This window comes from Amycolatopsis eburnea (assembly GCF_003937945.1).
In the GTDB taxonomy this organism is placed as follows: domain Bacteria; phylum Actinomycetota; class Actinomycetes; order Mycobacteriales; family Pseudonocardiaceae; genus Amycolatopsis; species Amycolatopsis eburnea.
On the sequence record NZ_RSEC01000036.1, the window covers coordinates 442,317 to 462,035 of the forward strand.

General features: G+C 71.7%; 21 protein-coding genes and 1 riboswitch. Of the genes, 6 read left to right on the forward strand and 15 right to left on the reverse strand.

What is annotated here, in order from left to right:
* Window positions 1-53: 53 nt before the first annotated feature.
* The gene (locus tag EIY87_RS14640; RefSeq protein ID WP_125308248.1) at window positions 54-878 is read left to right on the forward strand and encodes a (2Fe-2S)-binding protein; all 825 of its coding nucleotides are present in this window, start codon (window positions 54-56) and stop codon (window positions 876-878) included.
* Window positions 879-973: 95 nt separating this feature from the next.
* Here the strand turns inward: EIY87_RS14640 and EIY87_RS14645 are convergent, their stop codons facing one another.
* Window positions 974-1,540 carry a TIGR03086 family metal-binding protein gene (locus EIY87_RS14645; RefSeq protein WP_125308249.1) on the reverse strand — a complete coding sequence of 189 codons (567 nt, stop codon included), beginning with the start codon at window positions 1,538-1,540 and terminating at the stop codon, window positions 974-976.
* 65 nt (window positions 1,541-1,605) lie between these two features.
* Here EIY87_RS14645 and EIY87_RS14650 point away from each other — a divergent pair, with 65 nt between their 5' ends.
* Window positions 1,606-2,427, forward strand: coding sequence for a helix-turn-helix domain-containing protein (locus EIY87_RS14650; RefSeq protein ID WP_225439872.1), 822 nt, complete (start codon window positions 1,606-1,608; stop codon window positions 2,425-2,427).
* Window positions 2,428-2,481: 54 nt separating this feature from the next.
* Here the strand turns inward: EIY87_RS14650 and EIY87_RS14655 are convergent, their stop codons facing one another.
* Both EIY87_RS14655 and lysS read right to left on the reverse strand, forming a co-directional pair.
* Entirely contained in the window at window positions 2,482-2,832 is a 351-nt protein-coding gene (locus EIY87_RS14655) for a histone-like nucleoid-structuring protein Lsr2 (RefSeq protein ID WP_086858523.1), read from the reverse strand.
* Window positions 2,833-2,979: 147 nt separating this feature from the next.
* Entirely contained in the window at window positions 2,980-4,491 is a 1,512-nt protein-coding gene (lysS, locus tag EIY87_RS14660) for a lysine--tRNA ligase (RefSeq protein ID WP_125308250.1), read from the reverse strand.
* 76 nt (window positions 4,492-4,567) lie between these two features.
* Here lysS and EIY87_RS14665 point away from each other — a divergent pair, with 76 nt between their 5' ends.
* The 3 genes from EIY87_RS14665 to EIY87_RS14675 all read left to right on the forward strand — a co-directional run bounded on the left by EIY87_RS14665 (window position 4,568) and on the right by EIY87_RS14675 (window position 6,193).
* Window positions 4,568-5,320, forward strand: coding sequence for a class I SAM-dependent methyltransferase (locus EIY87_RS14665; protein WP_125308251.1), 753 nt, complete (start codon window positions 4,568-4,570; stop codon window positions 5,318-5,320).
* 37 nt (window positions 5,321-5,357) lie between these two features.
* Window positions 5,358-5,413, forward strand: a riboswitch (guanidine-III (ykkC-III) riboswitch).
* Window positions 5,414-5,440: 27 nt separating this feature from the next.
* Entirely contained in the window at window positions 5,441-5,755 is a 315-nt protein-coding gene (locus tag EIY87_RS14670; protein WP_125308252.1) for a DMT family transporter, read from the forward strand.
* 33 nt (window positions 5,756-5,788) lie between these two features.
* Entirely contained in the window at window positions 5,789-6,193 is a 405-nt protein-coding gene (locus tag EIY87_RS14675) for a DUF6640 family protein (protein ID WP_125308253.1), read from the forward strand.
* Window positions 6,194-6,218: 25 nt separating this feature from the next.
* Here EIY87_RS14675 and EIY87_RS14680 read toward each other — a convergent pair whose 3' ends face one another.
* The 7 genes from EIY87_RS14680 to EIY87_RS14710 form a co-directional block, all read right to left on the reverse strand.
* A complete protein-coding gene (locus EIY87_RS14680) occupies window positions 6,219-6,998 on the reverse strand; it encodes a type III pantothenate kinase (RefSeq protein WP_125308254.1) in 780 nt (259 codons plus the stop codon).
* A 5-nt stretch (window positions 6,999-7,003) separates the two neighbouring features.
* Window positions 7,004-7,498, reverse strand: a complete 495-nt coding sequence (panD, locus tag EIY87_RS14685; protein ID WP_125308255.1) for an aspartate 1-decarboxylase — start codon at window positions 7,496-7,498, stop codon at window positions 7,004-7,006.
* A 9-nt stretch (window positions 7,499-7,507) separates the two neighbouring features.
* Window positions 7,508-8,413, reverse strand: a complete 906-nt coding sequence (gene panC / locus EIY87_RS14690; protein ID WP_125308256.1) for a pantoate--beta-alanine ligase — start codon at window positions 8,411-8,413, stop codon at window positions 7,508-7,510.
* On the reverse strand, window positions 8,410-9,372 hold the full coding sequence (locus tag EIY87_RS14695; protein WP_404800057.1) for a Rossmann-like and DUF2520 domain-containing protein: 963 nt from the start codon (window positions 9,370-9,372) through the stop codon (window positions 8,410-8,412). Before EIY87_RS14695 ends, panC begins: the two co-directional genes overlap by 4 nt.
* A 90-nt stretch (window positions 9,373-9,462) precedes the next feature.
* A complete protein-coding gene (locus EIY87_RS14700) occupies window positions 9,463-10,566 on the reverse strand; it encodes a PrsW family intramembrane metalloprotease (protein WP_125309757.1) in 1,104 nt (367 codons plus the stop codon).
* A 413-nt stretch (window positions 10,567-10,979) separates the two neighbouring features.
* A complete protein-coding gene (locus tag EIY87_RS14705) occupies window positions 10,980-13,115 on the reverse strand; it encodes a DUF6779 domain-containing protein (protein WP_125308258.1) in 2,136 nt (711 codons plus the stop codon).
* A 69-nt stretch (window positions 13,116-13,184) separates the two neighbouring features.
* Window positions 13,185-13,646, reverse strand: a complete 462-nt coding sequence (locus EIY87_RS14710; protein WP_125308259.1) for a DUF3180 domain-containing protein — start codon at window positions 13,644-13,646, stop codon at window positions 13,185-13,187.
* 61 nt (window positions 13,647-13,707) lie between these two features.
* On the opposite strand from EIY87_RS14710, the gene EIY87_RS14715 reads away from it, so the two are divergent.
* Complete coding sequence (locus EIY87_RS14715; RefSeq protein WP_125308260.1) at window positions 13,708-14,643, forward strand: helix-turn-helix domain-containing protein; 936 nt, start codon at window positions 13,708-13,710, stop codon at window positions 14,641-14,643.
* A gap of 364 nt (window positions 14,644-15,007) precedes the next feature.
* Here the strand turns inward: EIY87_RS14715 and folK are convergent, their stop codons facing one another.
* The 5 genes from folK to ftsH are packed head-to-tail and all read right to left on the reverse strand — an operon-like array spanning window position 15,008 to window position 19,696.
* A complete protein-coding gene (gene folK / locus EIY87_RS14720) occupies window positions 15,008-15,499 on the reverse strand; it encodes a 2-amino-4-hydroxy-6-hydroxymethyldihydropteridine diphosphokinase (RefSeq protein WP_125308261.1) in 492 nt (163 codons plus the stop codon).
* Window positions 15,496-15,855 carry a dihydroneopterin aldolase gene (gene folB, locus EIY87_RS14725; protein WP_125308262.1) on the reverse strand — a complete coding sequence of 120 codons (360 nt, stop codon included), beginning with the start codon at window positions 15,853-15,855 and terminating at the stop codon, window positions 15,496-15,498. Before folB ends, folK begins: the two co-directional genes overlap by 4 nt.
* Window positions 15,848-16,654: a dihydropteroate synthase gene (folP, locus tag EIY87_RS14730; RefSeq protein WP_125309759.1), complete on the reverse strand. Its 807-nt coding sequence runs from the start codon at window positions 16,652-16,654 to the stop codon at window positions 15,848-15,850. Before folP ends, folB begins: the two co-directional genes overlap by 8 nt.
* 35 nt (window positions 16,655-16,689) lie before the next feature.
* Complete coding sequence (folE, locus tag EIY87_RS14735) at window positions 16,690-17,295, reverse strand: GTP cyclohydrolase I FolE (RefSeq protein ID WP_191984158.1); 606 nt, start codon at window positions 17,293-17,295, stop codon at window positions 16,690-16,692.
* A complete protein-coding gene (gene ftsH / locus EIY87_RS14740; protein WP_125308264.1) occupies window positions 17,276-19,696 on the reverse strand; it encodes an ATP-dependent zinc metalloprotease FtsH in 2,421 nt (806 codons plus the stop codon). Before ftsH ends, folE begins: the two co-directional genes overlap by 20 nt.
* Between the last annotated feature and the right edge of the window lie 23 nt (window positions 19,697-19,719).

Sequence of the window (19,719 nt, forward strand, 5' to 3'; positions counted from 1 at the left end):
TGCCTGTAAGGTTAGGCACGCCTAATCCATGACGGCTGCGAGGAGGGCCGCGGTTGAACCAGCAGCGGTCCTTCCGAGACGCACGCGAGGTCGGCGACGGCCTCGCGTCGTCGTTGCGGCGGGTCTCCGGCCGCCAGCGGCGCACCGAGCTGCGCCGCGACGTCCCGGCGGGCTGGATCCGCTGCTCGGAGCTGCTGGAGACGCCCGCGTACTTCGACGAGTGGCGTGGCCTGCTCGGCGACTGGCTGCTGCGCGAGCACGACGCGACGCCGTCCCGCACCACGGCCAGCTGGGTGATGACCTGGTACCTGCACGTCCCGGCGTACGTCGGCGCGCTGCTGCTGCACCACGAGCGCCGGGTGCCGTCGCTGAAGCCGGCGGAGCTGGCGTTCCGGCTGGCCGACGACCGCCCGCACCCCGACGGCATGGCCGTGCTGGGTGACGCGTTCCACTGCCTGCCGACGGACCCGGGATCGGCGCTCCCGGAGGCCACCGTGGTGCGCGACGAGCGCGCGCTGGCGGCGGTCCTGCGCGCTCGCTACCTGGCCCACGCGGCCCGGTTCGTCCAGGCGTACGCACCGGTCAGCAGGCTCGGCCGCCGGATGCTCTGGGCGGCGGCGACCGACGCGCTGGAGAACTCGCTGTGGTGGGCGGGCCGCCAGGGCGGCACGCCGGAAGCGGAGGGCGCGGGCGTCGCCGACGCGGCGCTGGTCCTCGACGCGCGCTACCCGCCGCTGACCTCGGCGTCGACGTTGCGCCTGGCGGAGGGCCCCGACTGCCACCGCGAGTGGACGCGGCGCCGCGAGAGCTGCTGCTTCTCCTACCTGCTCCCGGCCGAGTCGGAGTGCGACGGCTGCCCGCGCACCTGCTCCCGCTGACCCGAGCGCCCCAAGGTGGCCTTGGTTGCGTCTCGCGCACCGAAGGCCGCCTTGGTTGCGTCTGACGCACCGAAGGCCACCTTGGGGCGCATTGGTCAGGGCGTCCAGGACGGGTCGCGCCCGGAGGCGCCCAGCGCCCGGTCCAGCGCCGACGCACCGTCGGGAACAACCACCTCGGGCCCGTAGACGCCCATCGAGCGCGCCTGCTCGCCCATCAGCACCGCGGACTCGTACACCACCGTCGCCGCTTCGGGGGCGCAGACCAGCTCCTGGCCGCTCGCCCGGGCCAGGTCCCAGCCGTGCAGCACGAACTCGCCCAGCACCATGGCGCCGACCACCGAGGCGGGCAGCCGGGCCGTGCCCAGTGCCGTCGTGCCCGTCCACGCCGACGGCGTCCCGAAGACGTCCACGAGCGTCTCGGTCTGCTTCTCCAGCACCTCTCGCCAGTCCTCGCCGACCAGCGCCGCCTCCGCCTCGGTCCCGGCGGGCGGCGGCTCCTCGCGCCGTCCGGCGGCCAGCAGCCACGGGCCCCAGTGCAGGAGGTGGTTCAGGAGGCCGCACACGTCGTAGCCGTCGCACGGCGTCGGCGCGGTCAGCTCGGTCACCGCGGTGGCGACCCGGACGAATTCGGCCGCGGCGGGCCGCAGCAGTTCGGCAGTCATGCCGGCGAGCCAAGCCGGTCTCCGGCGGCCCGTATTGGACGAACGCGACAGCTACCGTGTGGGGCGTGGCGCACCGGATCCCGCGCGGCATCGTGGCCGAGGCCACCGCGCGCACGATGTTCACGCTGACCAGGCACCCGCCCGCCCCGGCGCTGGCGGACTTCGTCGACTACCACTGGGTCCTGCGCTGGGACCGGCGCGGCGAGCCACCGCACGAGCAGCGGGTGCTGCCGAACCTCGCGGTGCACGTGACGTTCTTCCCCGGGGCGTCCGGGGTGTACGGCCCGGCGCGCGACGTCTTTTCCCACCGCCTCACGGGCCGCGTGCAGGGTTTGGGCGTGCGTTTCCGGCCCGGCTGCTTCCGCGCGTTCCTCGGCCGCCCCGTGAGTGACATCGCCGACCGATCCGTCCCGCTCACGGACGTTTTCGGGCCGGCGGCGATCCGGGCCGCGGAATCGGTGCGCACGGCGGGCGACGACGCGCAAATGGTCCGTGCGATCGACAACTTGCTGATCGCAAATCCGGTACGGCTCTCCCCGGCCGCGCGCCAGGCCGCCGAGGCGGTGGAATCAATCGCACGCGATCCGGGAATTACCCGGGTGGCGCAACTGTGCGCGGATACTGGACTGACCACCCGGTCCGTCCAGCGGTTGTTCGCCGAACACGTCGGCTGCCCGCCCAAGTGGGCGATCCGGATATACCGCCTCAACGACGCTGCGCAGCGGTTGGTCACGGAAGGGCGGCCGGATTACGCCGGACTGGCGGTTCGACTGGGCTATAGCGACCAGTCGCACTTCATCCGCGATTTCCGGACGGTGACCGGCCAGTCGCCTGCCGAGTACGCCCGGACGGCTCAGGCCGCCGAACCGGACAAGGACCGGACATGAAGAAAGCCGCCGGGCGAATTCGCCCGGCGGCCTCCAGCACCTCGTGAACGGCCCTCAGTTCTTCTTGTGGTAGGCCTCGACGACCTCGGAGGGGATGCGGCCCCGGTCCGAAACCGCGTAACCGTTCTTGCGCGCCCAAGCGCGAATGGCCTGGTTCTGCTCACGGTCGACCGCGGCCGGGCGAGCCGATCCCTTGCCCGAGACCGGGCGCACGGAAGCGCGCTTGCGGCCACCCGCGCGCCGCGCGTGCTCGACATACTGGGCGAGGGCGTCCCGCAGCTCCTCGGCGTTTTCCGAGGAGAGATCGATCTGGTAGCTGACGCCGTCCAAACCGAACTCGACGGTCTCTTCGGCCTCGCTGCCGTCCAGGTCGTCCACCAGCGAGACGAGCACCTTCTGCGCCATCTGTTTCCTCCTGCGGGGCTTACTCAATGATCTGGTGACGGGGCGAGCCCCGGGGACAGAAGACTTTGTCTAGAACATTAGTACCCGCTCCGGGAGTGCAGCGCAAATCTCTATGCGATAACCGGCCGCTATCCTCACACGGGCGGGTTATTCCGGACGTACCAGCGGGAAGAGGATCGTCTCCCGGATACCGAGACCGGTCAGCGCCATGAGCAGCCGGTCGATCCCCATTCCGACGCCGCCGCTCGGGGGCATTCCGTACTCCAGCGCCCGCAGGAAATCCTCGTCCAGCCGCATGGCTTCGCTATCACCCTGCGCGGCCAGCAGCGACTGTTCGGTGAGCCGTTCCCGTTCGACGACCGGATCGACCAGCTCGGAGTATCCGGTGGCGAGTTCGAATCCGCGCACGTAGAGGTCCCACTTCTCGGCCACGCCCGCCCGCGAGCGGTGCTGCCTCGTCAATGGCGACGTCTCCAGCGGAAAATCACGGACAAACGTCGGTGCGTGCAGGTGATCTCCGACGAGGTGTTCCCACAGTTCCTCGACGAGCTTCCCGTGCCCGAGCTTCGGATCCACTTCGAGGCCCCTGGCCTGCGCGAATCCGTGCAGTTTGGCCGCGGGCGTCTCCGGCGTCACCTCTTCGCCGAGGGAATCGGACAACGACTCGTACATTCCGAGTGTGGTCCATTCGCCGGAGAGGTCGTACTCCGAACCGTCGGGCAGCGTGACGACCTGGGTGTCCAGCACGGCCTGCGCGGCCTCCTGGATCAGCTCCCGCGTCATCACGGCGTTCGTGTCGTAAGTGGCGTACGCCTCGTAGTACTCGAGCATCGCGAACTCCGGCGAGTGCGAAGAGTCGCTGCCCTCGTTCCGGAAGTTGCGGTTGATCTCGAAGACCTTTTCGATGCCGCCGACGACGCAGCGCTTGAGGTAGAGCTCCGGCGCGATCCGCAGGAACAGCTCCATGTCGAACGCGTTCGAGTGCGTGACGAACGGGCGGGCCGCGGCGCCGCCGTGCAGCGTCTGCAGCATCGGCGTCTCTACCTCGGTGAACCCGCGGCGGTGGAACGACTCCCGCAGCGACCGGACCACGCCGGCGCGGGTGCGCACGACGTCCCGCGCGCGCGGGCGCATGATGAGGTCGACGTAGCGCTGGCGGATCCGCGTTTCCTCGGCGAGTTCCTTGTGCGCGTTGGGCAGCGGGCGCAGCGCCTTCGACGTGAGGCGCCAGGCGTCGGCCATCACCGACAGCTCGCCGCGCTTGGACGTGATGACCTCGCCCTGCACGAACACGTGGTCGCCGAGGTCGACGTCGGCCTTCCACGCCGCCAGCGCGTCTTCGCCGACCTTCGCCAGGCTGATCATCGCCTGCAGCTCGGTGCCGTCGCCCTCGCGGAGGCTGGCGAAGCACAGCTTGCCGGTGTTGCGCAGGAACATGACCCGGCCCGTGACGCCGACCGTCTCGCCCGTGGCGGTGTCGACGGGCAGCCCTTCGTGCGCCGCCCGCACTTCGGCGAGCGAGTGCGTGCGCGGCACCTCGACCGGGTAGGGATCGATGCCCTCGGCGAGGATCCGGTCGCGCTTCTCCCGGCGCACCCGCATCTGCTCGGGCAGTTCGTCTTCGGCGGGGTCGCTGGTGGAAGCGGGGTTTTCGGTCATGGCCCATAGGGTACGAACCCCGCCGCGCGCTACGCCAACCGGATTACCTTTACTTTCCTTCCATTAACCTGGCCCGGTGAGTGATCCCACCCGCGCCCGGCGGGCTTCTTCCTTCGGCAGCCGCGCGGCCGCGTACGCCGAGCACCGGCCCGATTACCCGCGGGCAGCGATCGAGTGGGGCCTTTCCGGGGCCACCGGAACGCCGCGGCGGGTGCTCGATCTCGGCGCCGGAACGGGCAAGCTGACCCGCGGCCTCACCGACCTCGGCCTCGACGTCACCGCCGTCGAACCCGACCCGGAAATGCGCGCGGAACTGGCGCGGCGGGTGCCGTCGGCGACCGCGCTGGCCGGCCGCGCGGAACGGATCCCGGTGCCCGACGCCGAGGTCGACGCGGTATTCGTCGGCCAGGCGTTCCATTGGTTCGACGTGCCGGCGGCGATGACGGAGATCGGCCGCGTGCTGCGTCCCGGCGGCGTGCTGGTGCCGATGTGGAACTACGAGGACGAATCGGTCCCGTGGGTGGCCGAGTTCACCGAACTGGGCCGCGACGGCGCCCGCAAGCCGGCGTCGACCGACGATTTGCGTGAGGTGGCGCACCCGGCGTTCGAGCCGTTCGACCAGGAACGGTTTCACCATGTGCAACGGCGCACCGCGGAGACGCTGCTGGAAACGATCGCGACCTATTCCCTCGTGATCGTCTCGTCCCCGGCGGAGTCGGCCGCGCTCTTGGCCCGCCTTCGCGACTTCCTCGCGGCCAATCCGGCGACGGCGAATGGTGAGTTCGACCTCCCGTTGGTCACCTGGGGACTGCGCGCCCGCCGCCGTTGACGCCTCCGGCGTGCTAGCTTCGGAAGTGGCCCCCGCGTCCGCGGCCGGCCCCGGACGAGCGCGTCGTACCCGGTCAGGACAAGACGGCGCAGTGGTTCCACACACTGCGAAAGGCTCGTCATGTCCTGGCTCGTCCTCATCCTGTCCGGCGTTTTCGAAACCGTCTGGGCGGCCGCGCTCGGCGCGTCCAAGGGGCTCTCCCGCCCGGTTCCCGCGGTGACGTTCGTGCTCGCCCTCGCGCTGAGCATGGGCGGGCTGGCGTACGCACTCCGCGAAATCCCGCTCGGCACCGGTTACGCGATCTGGGTCGGCATCGGCACGATCGGCACCGCCCTTTACGGCATCGTCGTGCTCGGCGACTCCGCTTCGGCGGCGCGGATCACCTGCCTGGCGCTGATCCTGGCGGGTGTCGTCGGACTCAAGCTGCTGCATTGACCTCGATCAAGGTGGAGGTTCGATACTGGCGGGATGAGCCGGAAACCCTTGGGGCGAGCGCTGATCTCGCTGACTTCACTCCTGACGGCCGTGGGCCCGTACCGCGCCGACTGGAACGAGACCCACGTGTACAACCCCGCGTGGCCACCGCACGCGAAGTTCCACAACGGCCAGACGATGAGCCTGGGACTGGCACTGGGCGTCACCAGCCTGTGGCAGCTGTGGCGGCCCGCTTCGGGCCGGGCCGGCCTCGACGCGGGGGCCGCGCTGGCGTCGTTGTACTGGGTGACGCAGGTTTCGGCGCTGGCCTACCCGGGGTCCCGCGCGGTCGATCCGCCGGGGGAAGGGCGGTTTCCGCAGGCGAAGGTGGCTTTCCCGGCGCTGGCGGTGACGGCGCTGGGGTACGTGCTGGAGCGGCGCAGGCTGGCTCGCGGCTGACCCGCCATCCGCCCCTGGCCACCGGTCAGGGGCGGATGTTGCGCTCGTAGACCAGCCGCAACCCCAGCAGCGTCAGGTCCGGCACGTGGTCGGTGATCGTCTCCGACTCCCCGATCACCAGCGGCGCCAGCCCGCCGGTCGCCAGCACCGCGACCGGTTCCACGCCACCGGGCGAAAGCTCCCGCACGATCCGCTTCACGAGCCCGTCGACCTGCCCGGCGAACCCGTACAGGATCCCCGACTGCAGGCACTCCACGGTGTTCTTCCCGATCACCGACCGCGGCGGCACCAGCTCGACCTTCCGCAGCGCCGCCGCGCGCAGGGCCAGCGCGTCCACCGAAATCTCGATCCCGGGCGCGAACGCGCCGCCCAGGAACTCGCCGCGCGAAGAGATCGCGTCGACGTTGGTCGACGTGCCGAAGTCGACCACCACGCACGCCGTGCCGCGGTGGAGGTGGTGCGCGGCCAGCGTGTTCGCCAGCCGGTCCGCGCCCACCTCCTTCGGGTTGTCCACCAGCAGCGGGACACCCGTGCGGACGCCCGGTTCCACCACGATCTTCGGCACGTCGGCGTAGTACCGCGAAAGCATCACGCGCAGTTCGCGCAGCACCGCCGGCACCGTCGACAGCGCGCTGATGCCCGTCACCGAATCCGCGTGCGGGCCGAGCAGGCCGCGCACCGTCAACGCCAGTTCGTCGGCCGTCATGCGCGCGTCCGTGCGCATGCGCCAGTCACCCACGAGCGACTGGCCGGACCACAGGCCGAGGACGATGTTCGTGTTGCCGACGTCGACGGTGAGCAGCAAGCGGGTCAGCTTTCCGCGTGCAGCAACGCGTCGAGGCGGCGGGCGTCCGCCGTCTCCGCGACCGGGAAGACCGCCGTCTCGTCGTCCGGCAGCGTCACGGTGCCGCTCAGCAGGCCCGACCCTTCCGGCGCGTAGCCGGGGTCGCTGTGCCGGTGGACGATCCGGTTGTCCGCGTCGACGAACACCACGCGCGGTTCGTACCGCGCGGCCTCGGCGTCCTCCATCTGGCCGTACGAAATGAGGATGACCAGGTCACCCGGGTGCACCAGGTGCGCCGCCGCGCCGTTGATGCCGAGGACGCCGCTGCCGCGCTCGCCCTTGATGACGTAGGTCTCCAGCCGGGCGCCGTTCGTGACGTCCACAATGGACACCTGTTCGCCCGGCAGCAGGTCCGCGGCTTCCATCAGATCTTCGTCGACCGTCACGGATCCGACGTAGTGCAGGTCGGCCTGGGTCACGGTGACCCGGTGGATCTTCGACTTGAGCATCGTGCGGTACATCGTGGACTCCTATTCCCCTGCGTCCAGCCGCTCCGGGTGCTCGACGGCCTTGCCGAGCAGCACCGAAACGTTGTCGATCAGCCGGGTACTCCCCACCCGGGCCGCGATCAACAGTCGTGCCTCACCGTCGACGGGCGCGGGCCCGAGGTCGGTTCCCCTCAACTCCAGGTAATCCACCTCGACCGCCGGCCGGGCGGCGAGGGTCTTCCACGCGGTTTCGAGGACCGCGTCGGCGCCGTCCCGGCCGACGAACGCCCCCGCGGTGAGGGCGGCCGACAGGACGACGGCGTCTTCGCGCTGCTCAGGCGTCAGGTAGACGTTGCGCGACGACAGCGCCAGCCCGTCGCGTTCCCGCACGGTCGGCACGCCGATGACGCGCGTGTCGATGTTCAGGTCCCGGACCATCCGCTTGATCAGCACCAGCTGCTGGTAGTCCTTCTCGCCGAAGAACGCGTAGTCCGGGCGCACCAGGTTGAACAGCTTCGCGACGACGGTCAGCACGCCGGCGAAGTGGCCGGGACGGACGGCGCCCTCGAGCTCGTCGCCGAGCGGGCCCGGGTGCACGGTCACCGCGGCGCCGTCGGCGTACAGGGCGTCGGCGCTCGGGGTGAACGCGATTTCGACGCCGTCCTCGCGCAGCACGGCCAGGTCGGCGTCCAGGGGCCGCGGGTACGCCTCGAAGTCCTCGCCCTCGCCGAACTGCAGCGGGTTGACGAAGATCGAGGTGGCCACGACGGTGTTCGGCAGCCGCTTCGCGCGGCGGATCAGCTCGCGGTGCCCGGCGTGCAGCGCGCCCATGGTGGGCACGAGCGCGACCTTGCGGCCGACGGCGCGCAGCGCACGGCTGACCTGGCTGACGTGCTCGGGCGGCGCGAACGCGTTCAGCGTGCCGCGGGTGAATTTCGGTGTGGTCACTGGTCTTGCTGCCCTTCGGCGGGATCGTCGAGGAGTTCGGTGAGGTCTTTGGCGGCCGCGGCGTCCGGCAGCACTCCGGCCGCGAGGGAACGCGCCACCGTGCGCTTGGCCAGCGCCCGGTAGGCCGGTGCCACGTCCGGCGCCCGGTCCGTGAGCACCGCGAGGTGCTTGCGGACGGTGCCGAGATCACCACGGGCGACCGGGCCGGTGAGCGCGCGGTCGCCGTGCCGCAGCACATTATCCAACGCCGCCGAAAGCAACGGTGCGACCAGGCGTTCGGAATGCCCGATTCCGGCTTCCCGCAAGACTTCCGTGCAGTCGGCGACCAGTGTCATCAGGTGGTTCGCGCCGTGGGTCAACGCAGCGTGGTAGAGCGCTCGCGCGGAGTCGGGGATGCGCACCGGCTCGGCACCCATCTCGACCGCCAGCGCTTCGCCGACGTTCCAGGCCGCTTCGTCGTCCTCGGCCGCGGTGACGCCGATGCTGCACGCCGCCAGCCGTTCGAGGTCCTCCTCGCGGCCGGTGAACGTCATCACCGGGTGCAGCGCGAGCGGCAGCGCCCCCGCTTCGGCCGCGGGCGCCAGCACGTCGATGCCCTGCGCGCCGGAGGTGTGCACGACGATCTGCCCCGGCCGCAACGACCCCGTGGCGACGAGCCCGCGGACCATCCCGGCCAGCGCGTCGTCGGGGAGGGCGAGCAGCACCAGGTCCGCCCGGCCGACGGTTTCGTCGGGCGGCAGGAGGGGCACGTCGGGGAGGAGGCGTTCGGCCCTGGCCAGCGACGCCGCGGAGAGGCCGGACGCGGCGACGACGGTGTGTCCCGCCCGGGCCAGCGCGGCGCCGAGCACACTGCCCACCCGGCCGGCGGACACGACGCCGACCGCGAGGCGGGCGGGCCTCATCATGGCGTGCGCCTGTGGACGCTCATGGCTGGCAGACTCCCTCTGCTCTCGTTCCAGTCCCGCTCCGGGTACCGGACGAACGGCGCGAGACTAACTCGATTAAGCGCGAAGGGTTGAACCCGGGTGACCAGCTTCACCCGGACCGGTTCACCCGCGGGCGGCCTCGTCGGCGAGGCGCGTCGCCTCCGCCCGGGCGGACTTCAACGTGCGCAGCAGCTCCCGCTGGCGCTGCCGGTCGGCGTCGCTGCGCAGCTCACGCCGGTCGAGGAAAGCGAGCTCGGTCACGCTCGCCTGGTAAAGGGCGACGGCCTTCGCGGCCTGCTTGCCGGACTGCCGCTTCGCCTGCCGCCGCCACGCCCGCCGCCCGGGCAGGCTGGCCAGCAGATCGACCTCCGACGGCGCGATCCAGCGCGCCGACGCCATGTGCGGCAGCGCGGCGGCGATGATCCGCTGCTCCCGCCGTCGCTGCAGGATGACCAGGTAGAAGACGCCGAGGAACAGCGGCACCATGATCAGGAAGTAGACGGTGAGGAACTTCGACCCGCCGAGCAGCGCGGCGCTGTTCCACAGCGCGTGCAGGCAGACGGCGGCGAGGTAGCCGGCGATCGGCGCGACGAACTTGAGCGCCTTGGTGGTCGTCCGCGCGGCGATGCCGATCCCGATGCCGGTCAGCACCGCGAACAGCGGGTGCGTGAACGGCGCGAGCACGCCACGCAGGAAGAACGCCGTGATGACACCCTGGCTGTGCCCGTCCCCGAAGCCGTAGTCGGCGAACGCGCGGCCGAAGTAGTAGATGTTCTCGGTGAAGGCGAACCCGGCCGCGCTGAACCCGGCGTAGACGACCCCGTCCACGACGCCGTCGAACTCGCTGGACCGGCGCCACGCGATGAGCACGACGAACAGCGCCTTCGCGGCCTCCTCGACCACGGGAGCCGAGACGAGCGCGGCGAGCGTGTTGCCGTTGCCGGTCCCGAGCAGTTCCTCGCCCACGGCCTCGGCGGTGGTGTTGATGAGCAGCGCGGTGATGGTGGCGATGCAGGCGCCCCAGGCGAACGCGAGCAGCAGGAACTTGGCGGGCTCGGGCTCCCACCGGTCGACCCAGAGGAACCCGGCGACGACACCGGCGACCGGCACGAGCGCGGCCAGCACCCCGATGGTGACGGCGAGCGGCCCGACCCGCGCGGTGGCCAGCCCGAACAGGAACAGGCCGCACAGGGCCACCACGATCAGCCCGAACACCGGCAGCAGCACGGTGATCCGCCGGGGCCGCCGGCCACGGTCGAGTCCCGTCGCGGGCGAGAGGGTTCCGCTCACAGGCGGTCACCCTACGCAGACCGGACAGGAGAAGGAACGCCACCTCGCCCCTCGGCGCGCCCCAACGCCACATCGGGGCGCTCGGGAGCGGGCCGACCGGCGCTGCCCGAGCCGTGGTCCGCACGCGGGCGGCCACAAGCGCCCCAATGTGGCCTTCGGTGCGTGAGACGCACCCAAGGCGGCCTTCGGTGCGTCAGACGCACCCAAGGCGGCCTTCGGTGCGTCAGACGCACCCAAGGCCACCTTGGGGCGCTCGGGGGCGGGCCCAACGGCGCTGCCCGAGCGTGGCCTGCGCATCTGCGGAGGCCTTGAGGCGTGCGGGCCGGAGGCTTTCCGGTCGGCTGCGGGGCTCAGTCCTCCGCGCGACGGCGGCGGCGCGGGGTCGCGCCGGTTCCGCCGTTCGCCGCCAGCAGCTCGCTCACCGAGCGGCCCGCCGCGTGCGAACCGCTGCCCGGGGGCGGCTCCGCCGAACGGTGGCCGTTGCGGCCGTTGCCGTTCTGCTCGGCGTCCGCCGGGTCGACCGGGGCCATGTTGCGCCGCGACATCGAAGCGCGCTCGGCGACCATGCCCTCCCACGCCGGGGGCTCGCCGTCCGGGCGACGGCGGCGGCCGCCGCCCGTCGGTTCCGGCGCGGGGACCGGCGGCATCTGCTGCGACTCGTCCGGCTTGCGGCGGCGCCCGCCGGACCGGCCCTGGAAGTTGCGGACCGACTCGGGGAGCGTCGGGTTCGCGATCGGCGCCTTGTCGTGCGCGGCCTCCGCCGGCGCGCGGTGCGAACCGCTGTGCCGGGACGGCGGCTCGTCGAGGATCGGCGACATGTCGGCCCGCGAGAACTGCTCCAGCCGCGACGGACGGCGGCCGTCGGCGGCCGGGACCGGCGTGGTCGGCGGGACGACCGGCGGCAGGTCTGTCCGCGACGGCTGCCGCGGCGGCGTGCTCTTGCTCGGCACCGGGGTCGTCGGCGGGGCGACCGGCGGGAGGTCGTTGCGCGACGCCGTGGCGTCCCGCGGCGGGGCCGGCTTCGGCTCCGGCGGCTTCGGCCGGTTCGGGCGCTGCCGCTCGGCGAAGTCGTCGCGGTTCTGGAACGCGGCGCTGAGGTCCTTGACCGGCCGGATGTCCGACCGCGACATCTCCGACGGCTTCGGCGGCGGCACGCTGGCCGCGGGCCGCCCCGGCGCCGCACGCGGCGGCTCGGGCTTGCGCGGCTCGGGACGCGCGCCGTTCGGCTTCGGGCCGACGCGCGGCAGGTCCGGCCGCGACATCTCCACGCGAGGAATGTCCGGCCGCGACATCTCGACCCGGGGAATGTCCGGCCGCGACATCTCCACTCGCGGGATGTCCGGGCGCGACATCTCCACGCGAGGAATGTCGGGACGCGACATCTCCACTCGCGGGATGTCGGGACGCGACATCTCGACGCGCGGGATGTCCGGCCGCGACACCTCGGCGGGCCGCATCGCCGGGCGCGACAGCTCCGCGCGGCGCGCGGGCGGCGGCTCGGGACGGCGGATCTCCGTCTTCGGCTCCGGCGCCCGCCGGATCTCGGTCTTGGGCTCGGGCCGCGGCACCTGCCGCGTCGGCTCGGCGGCGGCGTCCGGACGGCGCTCGGGCTTCGCGACCTCGTCCGGCTTCGGCAGCCGCATCGGCTGCGACTCCGCCTGGCGGCGCGCCGCCTCGGCCCGCAGCTCGGCGGCCTTCAGCTCGCGCTGCGCGGCGTTCAGCGCCGGGTCGACCGCCGGCACCGGCGGACGGCGCTCGCTCAGCGGCTTCGGCCGGGCCATCTGCTGGGTGCTCTGCACCGAGACGTTCGCCGGGGTCTTCGGGACGGCCTTGCCGCCGAAGCCCTTGCCGAGCCCCTTGCCGTTCGAGGGCTTGCCGTTCGACGCCTTCCGGCGGCGCTCGTCGAGGACGCGGTCGATCAGCTCGGTCGGCCGGTCGCCCGCCTCGGGCACCGGCTTCTTCGCGGCCAGCAGCTGGGCGGGCTTCTTCTTCGGCGCGCCGTCGGTGACCATGCGGTTCTCGTCGGACAGCTTGCGCATCCGGGTCGCCTGCGCGGTCAGCGCGACGCGTTCGAGCAGCACCTCGCCACCGAACAGCGACTGGAGGCTGTCGCGCAGCGCCGACACCTCCGCGCGCAGCGCCTCCAGCTCCTCGCGCCCGCGGGAGTCGGCGGCACTGCGGTTGTCCGCCTCCATCTCCAGCTCGTACTCACGCCGGGCCGCGATCTCGCGTTCCAGCTCCAGCTCGTACACAGCCTGCGCCTCGGCGACCGCGTCCTCGCTCTGTGCCGCGTGCTTGCGGTACTTCACGGCGAGGAAAGCGCCGATCAGGGCAGCCCAGAGGGCGGCGACGATCCCCAGCCGGAGATAGCGGAGGTCGTCGCTGAGCACCAGTGCGAGGGTGGCTCCGATGGCGAGGACGAATCCGACGACGAGCCACGGCCTGCCCAAGAGGCGGCCGCGCGAGTCGTCACCCACGCCGGTCATGACTGACACCGTACCTGCTCGTAATCCGAACGAGACCTACTCGGTCCAGCGAGCGGTGGGATTCCAGCGCTAACCGGTCGTCCCGCGGGTGTGCTCACGATCTTGGTCACGCGGGGTCCGGCAGCAGTGTTCGAGCCACAAACCCGCTGCTACCAGGGCCGCGGCGGACGCGACGCCGACGATCGCCGCGCGCGTGTCGAGCACCGCGGCGACGAGTTCGTCACGTCGCGGGAAAAGGTAGGCGAGCGCGGCCAGCCACGCGCCCGCCATGAACGCTCCGGCGAGCGACGAAGCCTTCGCCAGCGCCACCGATCGGGCGATCCCGATCGCGGCGACCACGCGGCCGTTCTTGATCCGCGAGCGGATGGAGAACGCGAGCCCGGCCTCGATCACCGCGAGGACGGCCAAGGTGATGCCGGCGAGCAGCGGCAGCTGGGGCAGCGAGCCGTAGGCGATCTGGAACAGCAGGTAACCGATCGCCAGGCCGAGCAGCCCGGCGACGACCAGGTCACGGGGCCGCGTGAAGTGCATACGTCAACCGTACCGTGCGAAGCTTGACTCTCCCCCGACTGGAGAGTTCACCATGCGTCTAGTGGGTACCACCGCGACATTCACCATCGGCGAGCTGGCCCGGCGGACGGGCCTGCCGGTCAAGACCATCCGCTTCTACTCGGACGAGGGCCTGCTGCCCCCGACCGAGCGGACGGACGCCGGCTACCGCCTCTACGACGCGGCGGCGATGGCCCGCCTGGAGCTGGTCCGCACGCTGCGGGAACTGGGTCTGGGCCTGGCCGACGTCTCCGCGGCACTGGCGGAGCCGGCGACGGTCGGCGAGCTGGCGACCCGGCACGTCGAGGCCCTGGACGAGCAGATCCGGCGGCTGCGGCTGCGCCGGGCGGTGCTGCGCGCGGTGGCCAAGCGCAATTCCGAGTTGGAGGAAGTGAACCTGATGAACCGTCTCGCGTCGATGTCGGACGAAGAGCGCAAACGGCTGGTGGACGAGTTCTGGGACGAGATGGTCGCCGGGCTCGACGTGGACCAGGAGTTCTACCAGCGCATGCGCGCGGGTAAGCCGGAGCTGCCCGACGACCCGTCGCCGGAGCAGCTGGAAGCGTGGATCGAGTTCGCCGAGCTGGTGCAGGACCCGTCGTTCCGGGCGCTGATCCGCGGCATGAGCGAGCAGCAGTCCGAGCAGATCAAGGCGGGCGAGTTCCGGCAGCCGACGGACGCGTGGGAGCGGAACTGGCCGGACTGGATGGCCCGCGCGGAAGCGGCGGTCCAGGCGGGCGATTCGCCCACGTCGGGAGCGGGGCAAACGCTTGCGGCCGACATCGCGGCGGCGACCGCCCGACCGGACCAGGACCCGGAGTCCCCGGAGTTCCGCGCGGAGATGGCGGACCGGTTCGAGACAAGCGGCGACCCCCGGGCGGAGCGGTACTGGCAGCTGCTGGCGACGATCAACGGCTGGCCCCCGGTCCAGACGGCCCAGCCCGCGGTGCGGTTCATGGTGGCCGCCCTGCGGGGGTGAACGTCTTGAATGACTCATTCAGGTCTTCGGAGGTCCTGAATGACTCATTCAAGACACCACAGGGCCGCCCGGCCCCACTCGCCGCGGCCGGCACCGGTCGGTTCAGACCGAGGGCGGCCGGCCCCCGGCGACTTTGCCGGAGCCCTGCCTGGGAGGTCTTGAATGAGTCATTCAGGGCGTTGGTCCTGTCACCGATCGCGGAGGACAGCTCGGCGATCGGTGCCCCGACGGGGGTTGACTAGCTCGGCCGAACTCCCCGGGGGCTGGTGGCCGGCGAAGTCGGCCGGCCGAGCTGGGGCGTGGCCGGCATCGCTCACGCGCGGGCTTCGGCCAGGCCGCGGGCGGGCCGCCACCGCCGGCTCGCTCAGCTCAGGTCGAAGTCCGTCCGGCGGACCGTCGCCACCTCGTCCGCCGGGCGGGCTGCCAGCAGGGTCGCGATCGGGCCGTGGCCCGGCAGGACCGCCGCCGGGTCGATCTCCGCCCAGGGCACCAGCACGCTGGCGCGGTCCGGGGTTCCCGGGTGCGGGAGGAGCAGCTCGGGGTCGTCGGACGTCACGCCGTCCACCGTGACCACGTCGACGTCCAGGGTGCGCGGGCCCCAGCGGAGGTCGCGGACGCGGCCCGCCGCCTGTTCGGCCGACTGGCCCGTGCGCAGCCACGCCCAGTGGTCGCGGGCCGGGTCGTCGACCACGCAGACCGCGTTCAGGAAGTCCGGCTGGTCTTCGACGCCCCACGCCTTCGTCTCGTACACGCTCGACACCGCGACCAGTGCCGGGCGGACCGCGTCCAGGGCCAGCTTCAGGAAGCCCAGCCGGTCGCCCAGGTTCGAGCCCAGGGAAAGGACCGCGCGGCTCATCGGTCGCGCCGGACCGTCACCGCGACGTCGTCGAACGTCAGCGGGATCGGGGCCGACGGCTTGTGGACCGTCACCTCGATCGCGCTCAGGCGCTCGTCGCGCATGACCTCGTCGGCGATCTTGCCCGCGACGCTCTCGATGAGGTCGTACGGTTCGCCCGCGACGATGCCCGCCGCCAGCTCGGCCAGCTCGCCGTAGTGGAGGGTCTTGGTCAGGTCGTCCGACGCGGCGGCCGGCCCGAGGTCGAGCCAGGCCGTGATGTCGATGACGAACTCCTGGCCGTCGCGCTTTTCGTGCTCGAACACGCCGTGGCGGCCGAACACGCGCAGGCCGGTCAGCGTGATCCGGTCAGACATCCGGGGAACCCTTCCACCACGCCGCGGCCACCGCGACCGCGTCCAACGAAGCTCCCACCTCGTGCACCCGCACGCCCCACGCGCCGGCCGCGGCGGCGAGGGCGGAGATCGCCGCCGTCGCGTCCTCGCGGCCGTCCGGTGGGCGGGGTGTGCCGTCCTTTTCGGACAGCAGGCGGCCGAGGAACCGCTTGCGCGAGGCGCCGACGAGCACCGGGAAACCCAGCGACAGCAACGAGTCCAGCCCGCGCAGCAACGCCCAGTCGTGCTCGGCGTTCTTCGCGAACCCGAGCCCGGGGTCCAGCACGATCGCGCTCTCGGCCACCCCGGCCGCCAGCGCTTCGTCCACCCTGGACAGCAGCTCGGACCGGACATCGGCGACGACGTCGGTGTAGGACGCCAGCGCCTGCATGTCCTTGCTGTGCCCGCGCCAGTGCATCAGCACCCACGGCACGCCGGTTTCGGCCGCTACCCGCGCCATGTCCGGATCGGCCAGCCCGCCCGAGACGTCGTTGATCACGTGCGCGCCGGCTTCGAGCGCCGCGGCGGCGACGGCCGCGCGCGTGGTGTCGACCGACAGCGCCACGCCTTCGCCGGCGAGCGTCCGGATCACCGGCAGGATGCGCGCCAGCTCGGTCTCGGCGTCCACCCGGGCCGCACCCGGCCGCGTCGACTCGCCGCCGACGTCGATCAGGTCGGCGCCGCGCGCCCACATCTCGCGCGCGTGCTCCAAGGCCTGGTCGAGGCCGAGGTACCGGCCACCGTCCGAAAAGGAATCGGGCGTCACGTTCAGCACGCCCATGACGACGCACCGGCCGGGAGCGGGAAGCCCCACGCTCACCGGCGCGCCTTGATCAGGTCGAGCGCCTCCGCTCGCGACGACGGCGAATCCTTCAGCTGCCCACGCACCGCCGACGTGGTGGTGCGCGCGCCGGGCTTGCGGATGCCGCGCATGGCCATGCAGAGGTGCTCGGCCTCGATCACGACGATCACCCCGCGCGGGTCGAGCTTCCGCACGAGCGCGTCGGCCACCTGCGACGTCAGGCGCTCCTGCACTTGCGGGCGCTTGGCGTAGAGGTCGACGAGCCGCGCCAGCTTCGACAGCCCGGTCACCTTCCCGGCGGCGTTCGGGATGTACCCGACGTGCGCGACGCCGTGGAAGGGGACCAGGTGGTGTTCACATTGGCTGAACATCGGGATGTCCGTGACCAGCACCAGCTCTTCGTGGGACTCGTCGAACGTGCGGTCCAGCACCGAGTCGGGCTCGGTGTACAAGCCCGCGAACATCTCGTGGTACGCGCGGGCGACCCGGGCGGGGGTGTCCTTGAGACCGTCCCGCTCCGGGTCTTCACCGCACGCCAGGAGAAGCTCGCGGATCGCCTTCTCCGCCCGGTCCTGGTCGAAGACCGGGCGGTCGGCGTCACTACGGCTTGTCCGGTCCATCCGCGTCACGTCGTTCTCCCTCGTTCTGCTGGTTGCCCGCCTGATCGGCGAACCAGCCGTGCTCACGAGGGCGTTCTTCACCACCAGGCCGCCACGACTGGCCCGGCTGGCCGCCGGGGGAGGTCGCGGGGGTCCAGCCCGGAGGGGCACCGTAGTTCGGCGGGCCGCTCTGGCCGCCGGCCGGGCCGCCCGGGTAGCCGCCGGGCTGCTGGCCGCCGTAGGACTGCGGCCAGTGCGCCGTGCCGTTGGGGCCGCCGTTCGGACCGCCGTAGGGACGGCCGCCGTTCGGGTAGGCACCCGGCTGCGGCGGAGCGTACGGGTTGGCGTTCGGGTCCGCCGGCGTCGGGGCCGGGTACGGCGGGCCGCCGGGCAGGTCGCCCGCGCCCTGGGCCGTGCCGACCGGGGTCGGCTCCGGCTTGAGGGCCGGCTTCGGCTCCTTCTCCGGCGGCGGCCACGGCTCGCCGCGCTCCATCGCCAGCTCGCCCGGGGTCTTGATCGGCGGCTTGTCCGACGGCGTGCGCTCGCCGAACTCGTTGAAGACGGTGATGTGCGGGCGCTTCTCGACGGTCGCGAAGATCCGCTCGAGGTCCTTGCGCTGCAGCGTCTCCTTCTCCAGGAGCTCGATGACCAGCTCGTCGAGGACGTCGCGGTAGGTGTTCAGCACGTGCCACGCCTCGGTGTGCGCCGTCTCGATGAGCTTGCGCACCTCCTCGTCGATCTCGTGCGCCACCTCGAGCGAGTAGTCCGCCTGCCGCCCGGCCGACCGGCCGAGGAACGGGTCGCCCTGCTCCTGGCCGTACTTGACCGCGCCGAGCCGGGCGCTCATGCCGTACTCCATCACCATCGCGCGGGCGATCTTCGTCGCCTGCTCGATGTCCGCGGACGCGCCGGTGGTGGGCTCGTGGAAGACGAGCTCCTCCGCCGTGCGGCCACCCATCGCGAAGACCAGGCGGCCGATCATCTCCGAGCGGGTCATCAACTCCTTGTCGTCCTCCGGGACGATCAAGGCGTGCCCGCCGGTGCGGCCGCGCGGCAGGATGGTCAGCTTGTAGACCGGTTCGATGTCCGGCATCGCCCACGCGGCGAGCGCGTGCCCGCCCTCGTGGTAGGCCGTGATCTTCTTCTCCTTCTCGGAGATGATCCGGCTCTTGCGGGCGGGGCCGCCGACGACGCGGTCGACCGACTCCTCCAACGCGACGTCGGTGATCACGTGCCCGTTCTGGCGGGCGGTGAGCAGCGCGGCCTCGTTCAGCACGTTGGCCAGGTCCGCGCCGGACATGCCAACGGTCCGCTTCGCCAGGCTGCCCAGGTCGGTGCCCTGCGCGATCGGCTTGCCCTTGGCGTGCACCTCGAGGATCGCCTTGCGGCCGCGCAGGTCGGGCGCGGACACCGGGATCTGCCGGTCGAACCGGCCGGGGCGCAGCAGCGCCGGGTCGAGGATGTCGGGCCGGTTGGTGGCCGCGATCAGGATGATGCCGCCGCGGGCGTCGAAGCCGTCCATCTCGACGAGCAGCTGGTTCAGGGTCTGCTCACGCTCGTCGTGCCCGCCGCCGAGGCCGGCGCCGCGCTGGCGGCCGACCGCGTCGATCTCGTCGACGAAGATGATGCACGGCGCGTTCTGCTTGGCCTGCTCGAACAGGTCGCGCACTCGCGAGGCACCGACACCGACGAACATCTCGACGAAGTCCGAGCCGGAGATCGTGTAGAACGGCACGCCCGCCTCGCCGGCGACGGCTCGCGCGAGCAGCGTCTTACCGGTACCCGGCGGCCCGTAGAGCAGCACGCCCTTCGGGATCTTCGCGCCGAGCGCCTGGTAGCGCGCCGGGTTCTGCAGGAAGTCCTTGATCTCGTACAGCTCTTCGACGGCCTCGTCGGCACCCGCGACGTCCCCGAAGGTCGTCTTGGGCATGTCCTTGTTCAGCTGCTTGGCCTTGGACTTGCCGAAGTTGAGGACGCGGTTGCCGCCGCCCTGTGCGTTGTTCATCATCCACATCAGCAGGCCCAGGACGAGGGCCAGCGGGATGGCGAAGATGAGGATCTGCGTCAGCACGCCCTGCTGGGTCACCTTGGTGGTGAACTTGATCGGCTGGCCGCCGTTCTTCGCCGCGATCAACGAGTCGTAGATCGGGCGGGTGGCGTCCGCCGGGTACTGCGAAATGATCTGGGTGACCTGCTGGCCGTCCACGTCCACCGGCTTCGAGAGCAGCAGCTTGAGCTGCTGTTCCTTGTCCTCGAGGCTGGCTTCCTTGACGTTGTTCGAGGAGATCTGGGAGTTCGCCACCGAGATGGGTGCCTGGGTGTACCCACGATCACTGTCGAAGATCGTGTTGTACGCGAACAACGCCAGCAACCCCGCGACGATCCACAGCAGTGGGTTCCTGAGCACGCTCTTCCGGTTCATACGACTCGGCCCTGGTGGCCTCG

Bases quoted from the DNA above. Each gene is read 5' to 3' on its own strand.
- folB (WP_125308262.1), bottom strand. From the start codon at position 15,855: ATGTCTGACCGGATCACGCTGACCGGCCTGCGCGTGTTCGGCCGCCAC.
- lysS (WP_125308250.1), bottom strand. From the start codon at position 4,491: ATGACCGAAAACCCCGCTTCCACCAGCGACCCCGCCGAAGACGAACTG.
- folK (WP_125308261.1), bottom strand. From the start codon at position 15,499: ATGAGCCGCGCGGTCCTTTCCCTGGGCTCGAACCTGGGCGACCGGCTG.
- folP (WP_125309759.1), bottom strand. From the start codon at position 16,654: ATGGGCGTGCTGAACGTGACGCCCGATTCCTTTTCGGACGGTGGCCGG.
- EIY87_RS14655 (WP_086858523.1), bottom strand. From the start codon at position 2,832: ATGGCGCAGAAGGTGCTCGTCTCGCTGGTGGACGACCTGGACGGCAGC.
- EIY87_RS14675 (WP_125308253.1), top strand. From the start codon at position 5,789: ATGAGCCGGAAACCCTTGGGGCGAGCGCTGATCTCGCTGACTTCACTC.
- ftsH (WP_125308264.1), bottom strand. From the start codon at position 19,696: ATGAACCGGAAGAGCGTGCTCAGGAACCCACTGCTGTGGATCGTCGCG.
- EIY87_RS14710 (WP_125308259.1), bottom strand. From the start codon at position 13,646: ATGCACTTCACGCGGCCCCGTGACCTGGTCGTCGCCGGGCTGCTCGGC.
- folE (WP_191984158.1), bottom strand. From the start codon at position 17,295: ATGGACCGGACAAGCCGTAGTGACGCCGACCGCCCGGTCTTCGACCAG.
- EIY87_RS14705 (WP_125308258.1), bottom strand. From the start codon at position 13,115: ATGACCGGCGTGGGTGACGACTCGCGCGGCCGCCTCTTGGGCAGGCCG.
- EIY87_RS14645 (WP_125308249.1), bottom strand. From the start codon at position 1,540: ATGACTGCCGAACTGCTGCGGCCCGCCGCGGCCGAATTCGTCCGGGTC.
- EIY87_RS14670 (WP_125308252.1), top strand. From the start codon at position 5,441: ATGTCCTGGCTCGTCCTCATCCTGTCCGGCGTTTTCGAAACCGTCTGG.
- panD (WP_125308255.1), bottom strand. From the start codon at position 7,498: ATGTACCGCACGATGCTCAAGTCGAAGATCCACCGGGTCACCGTGACC.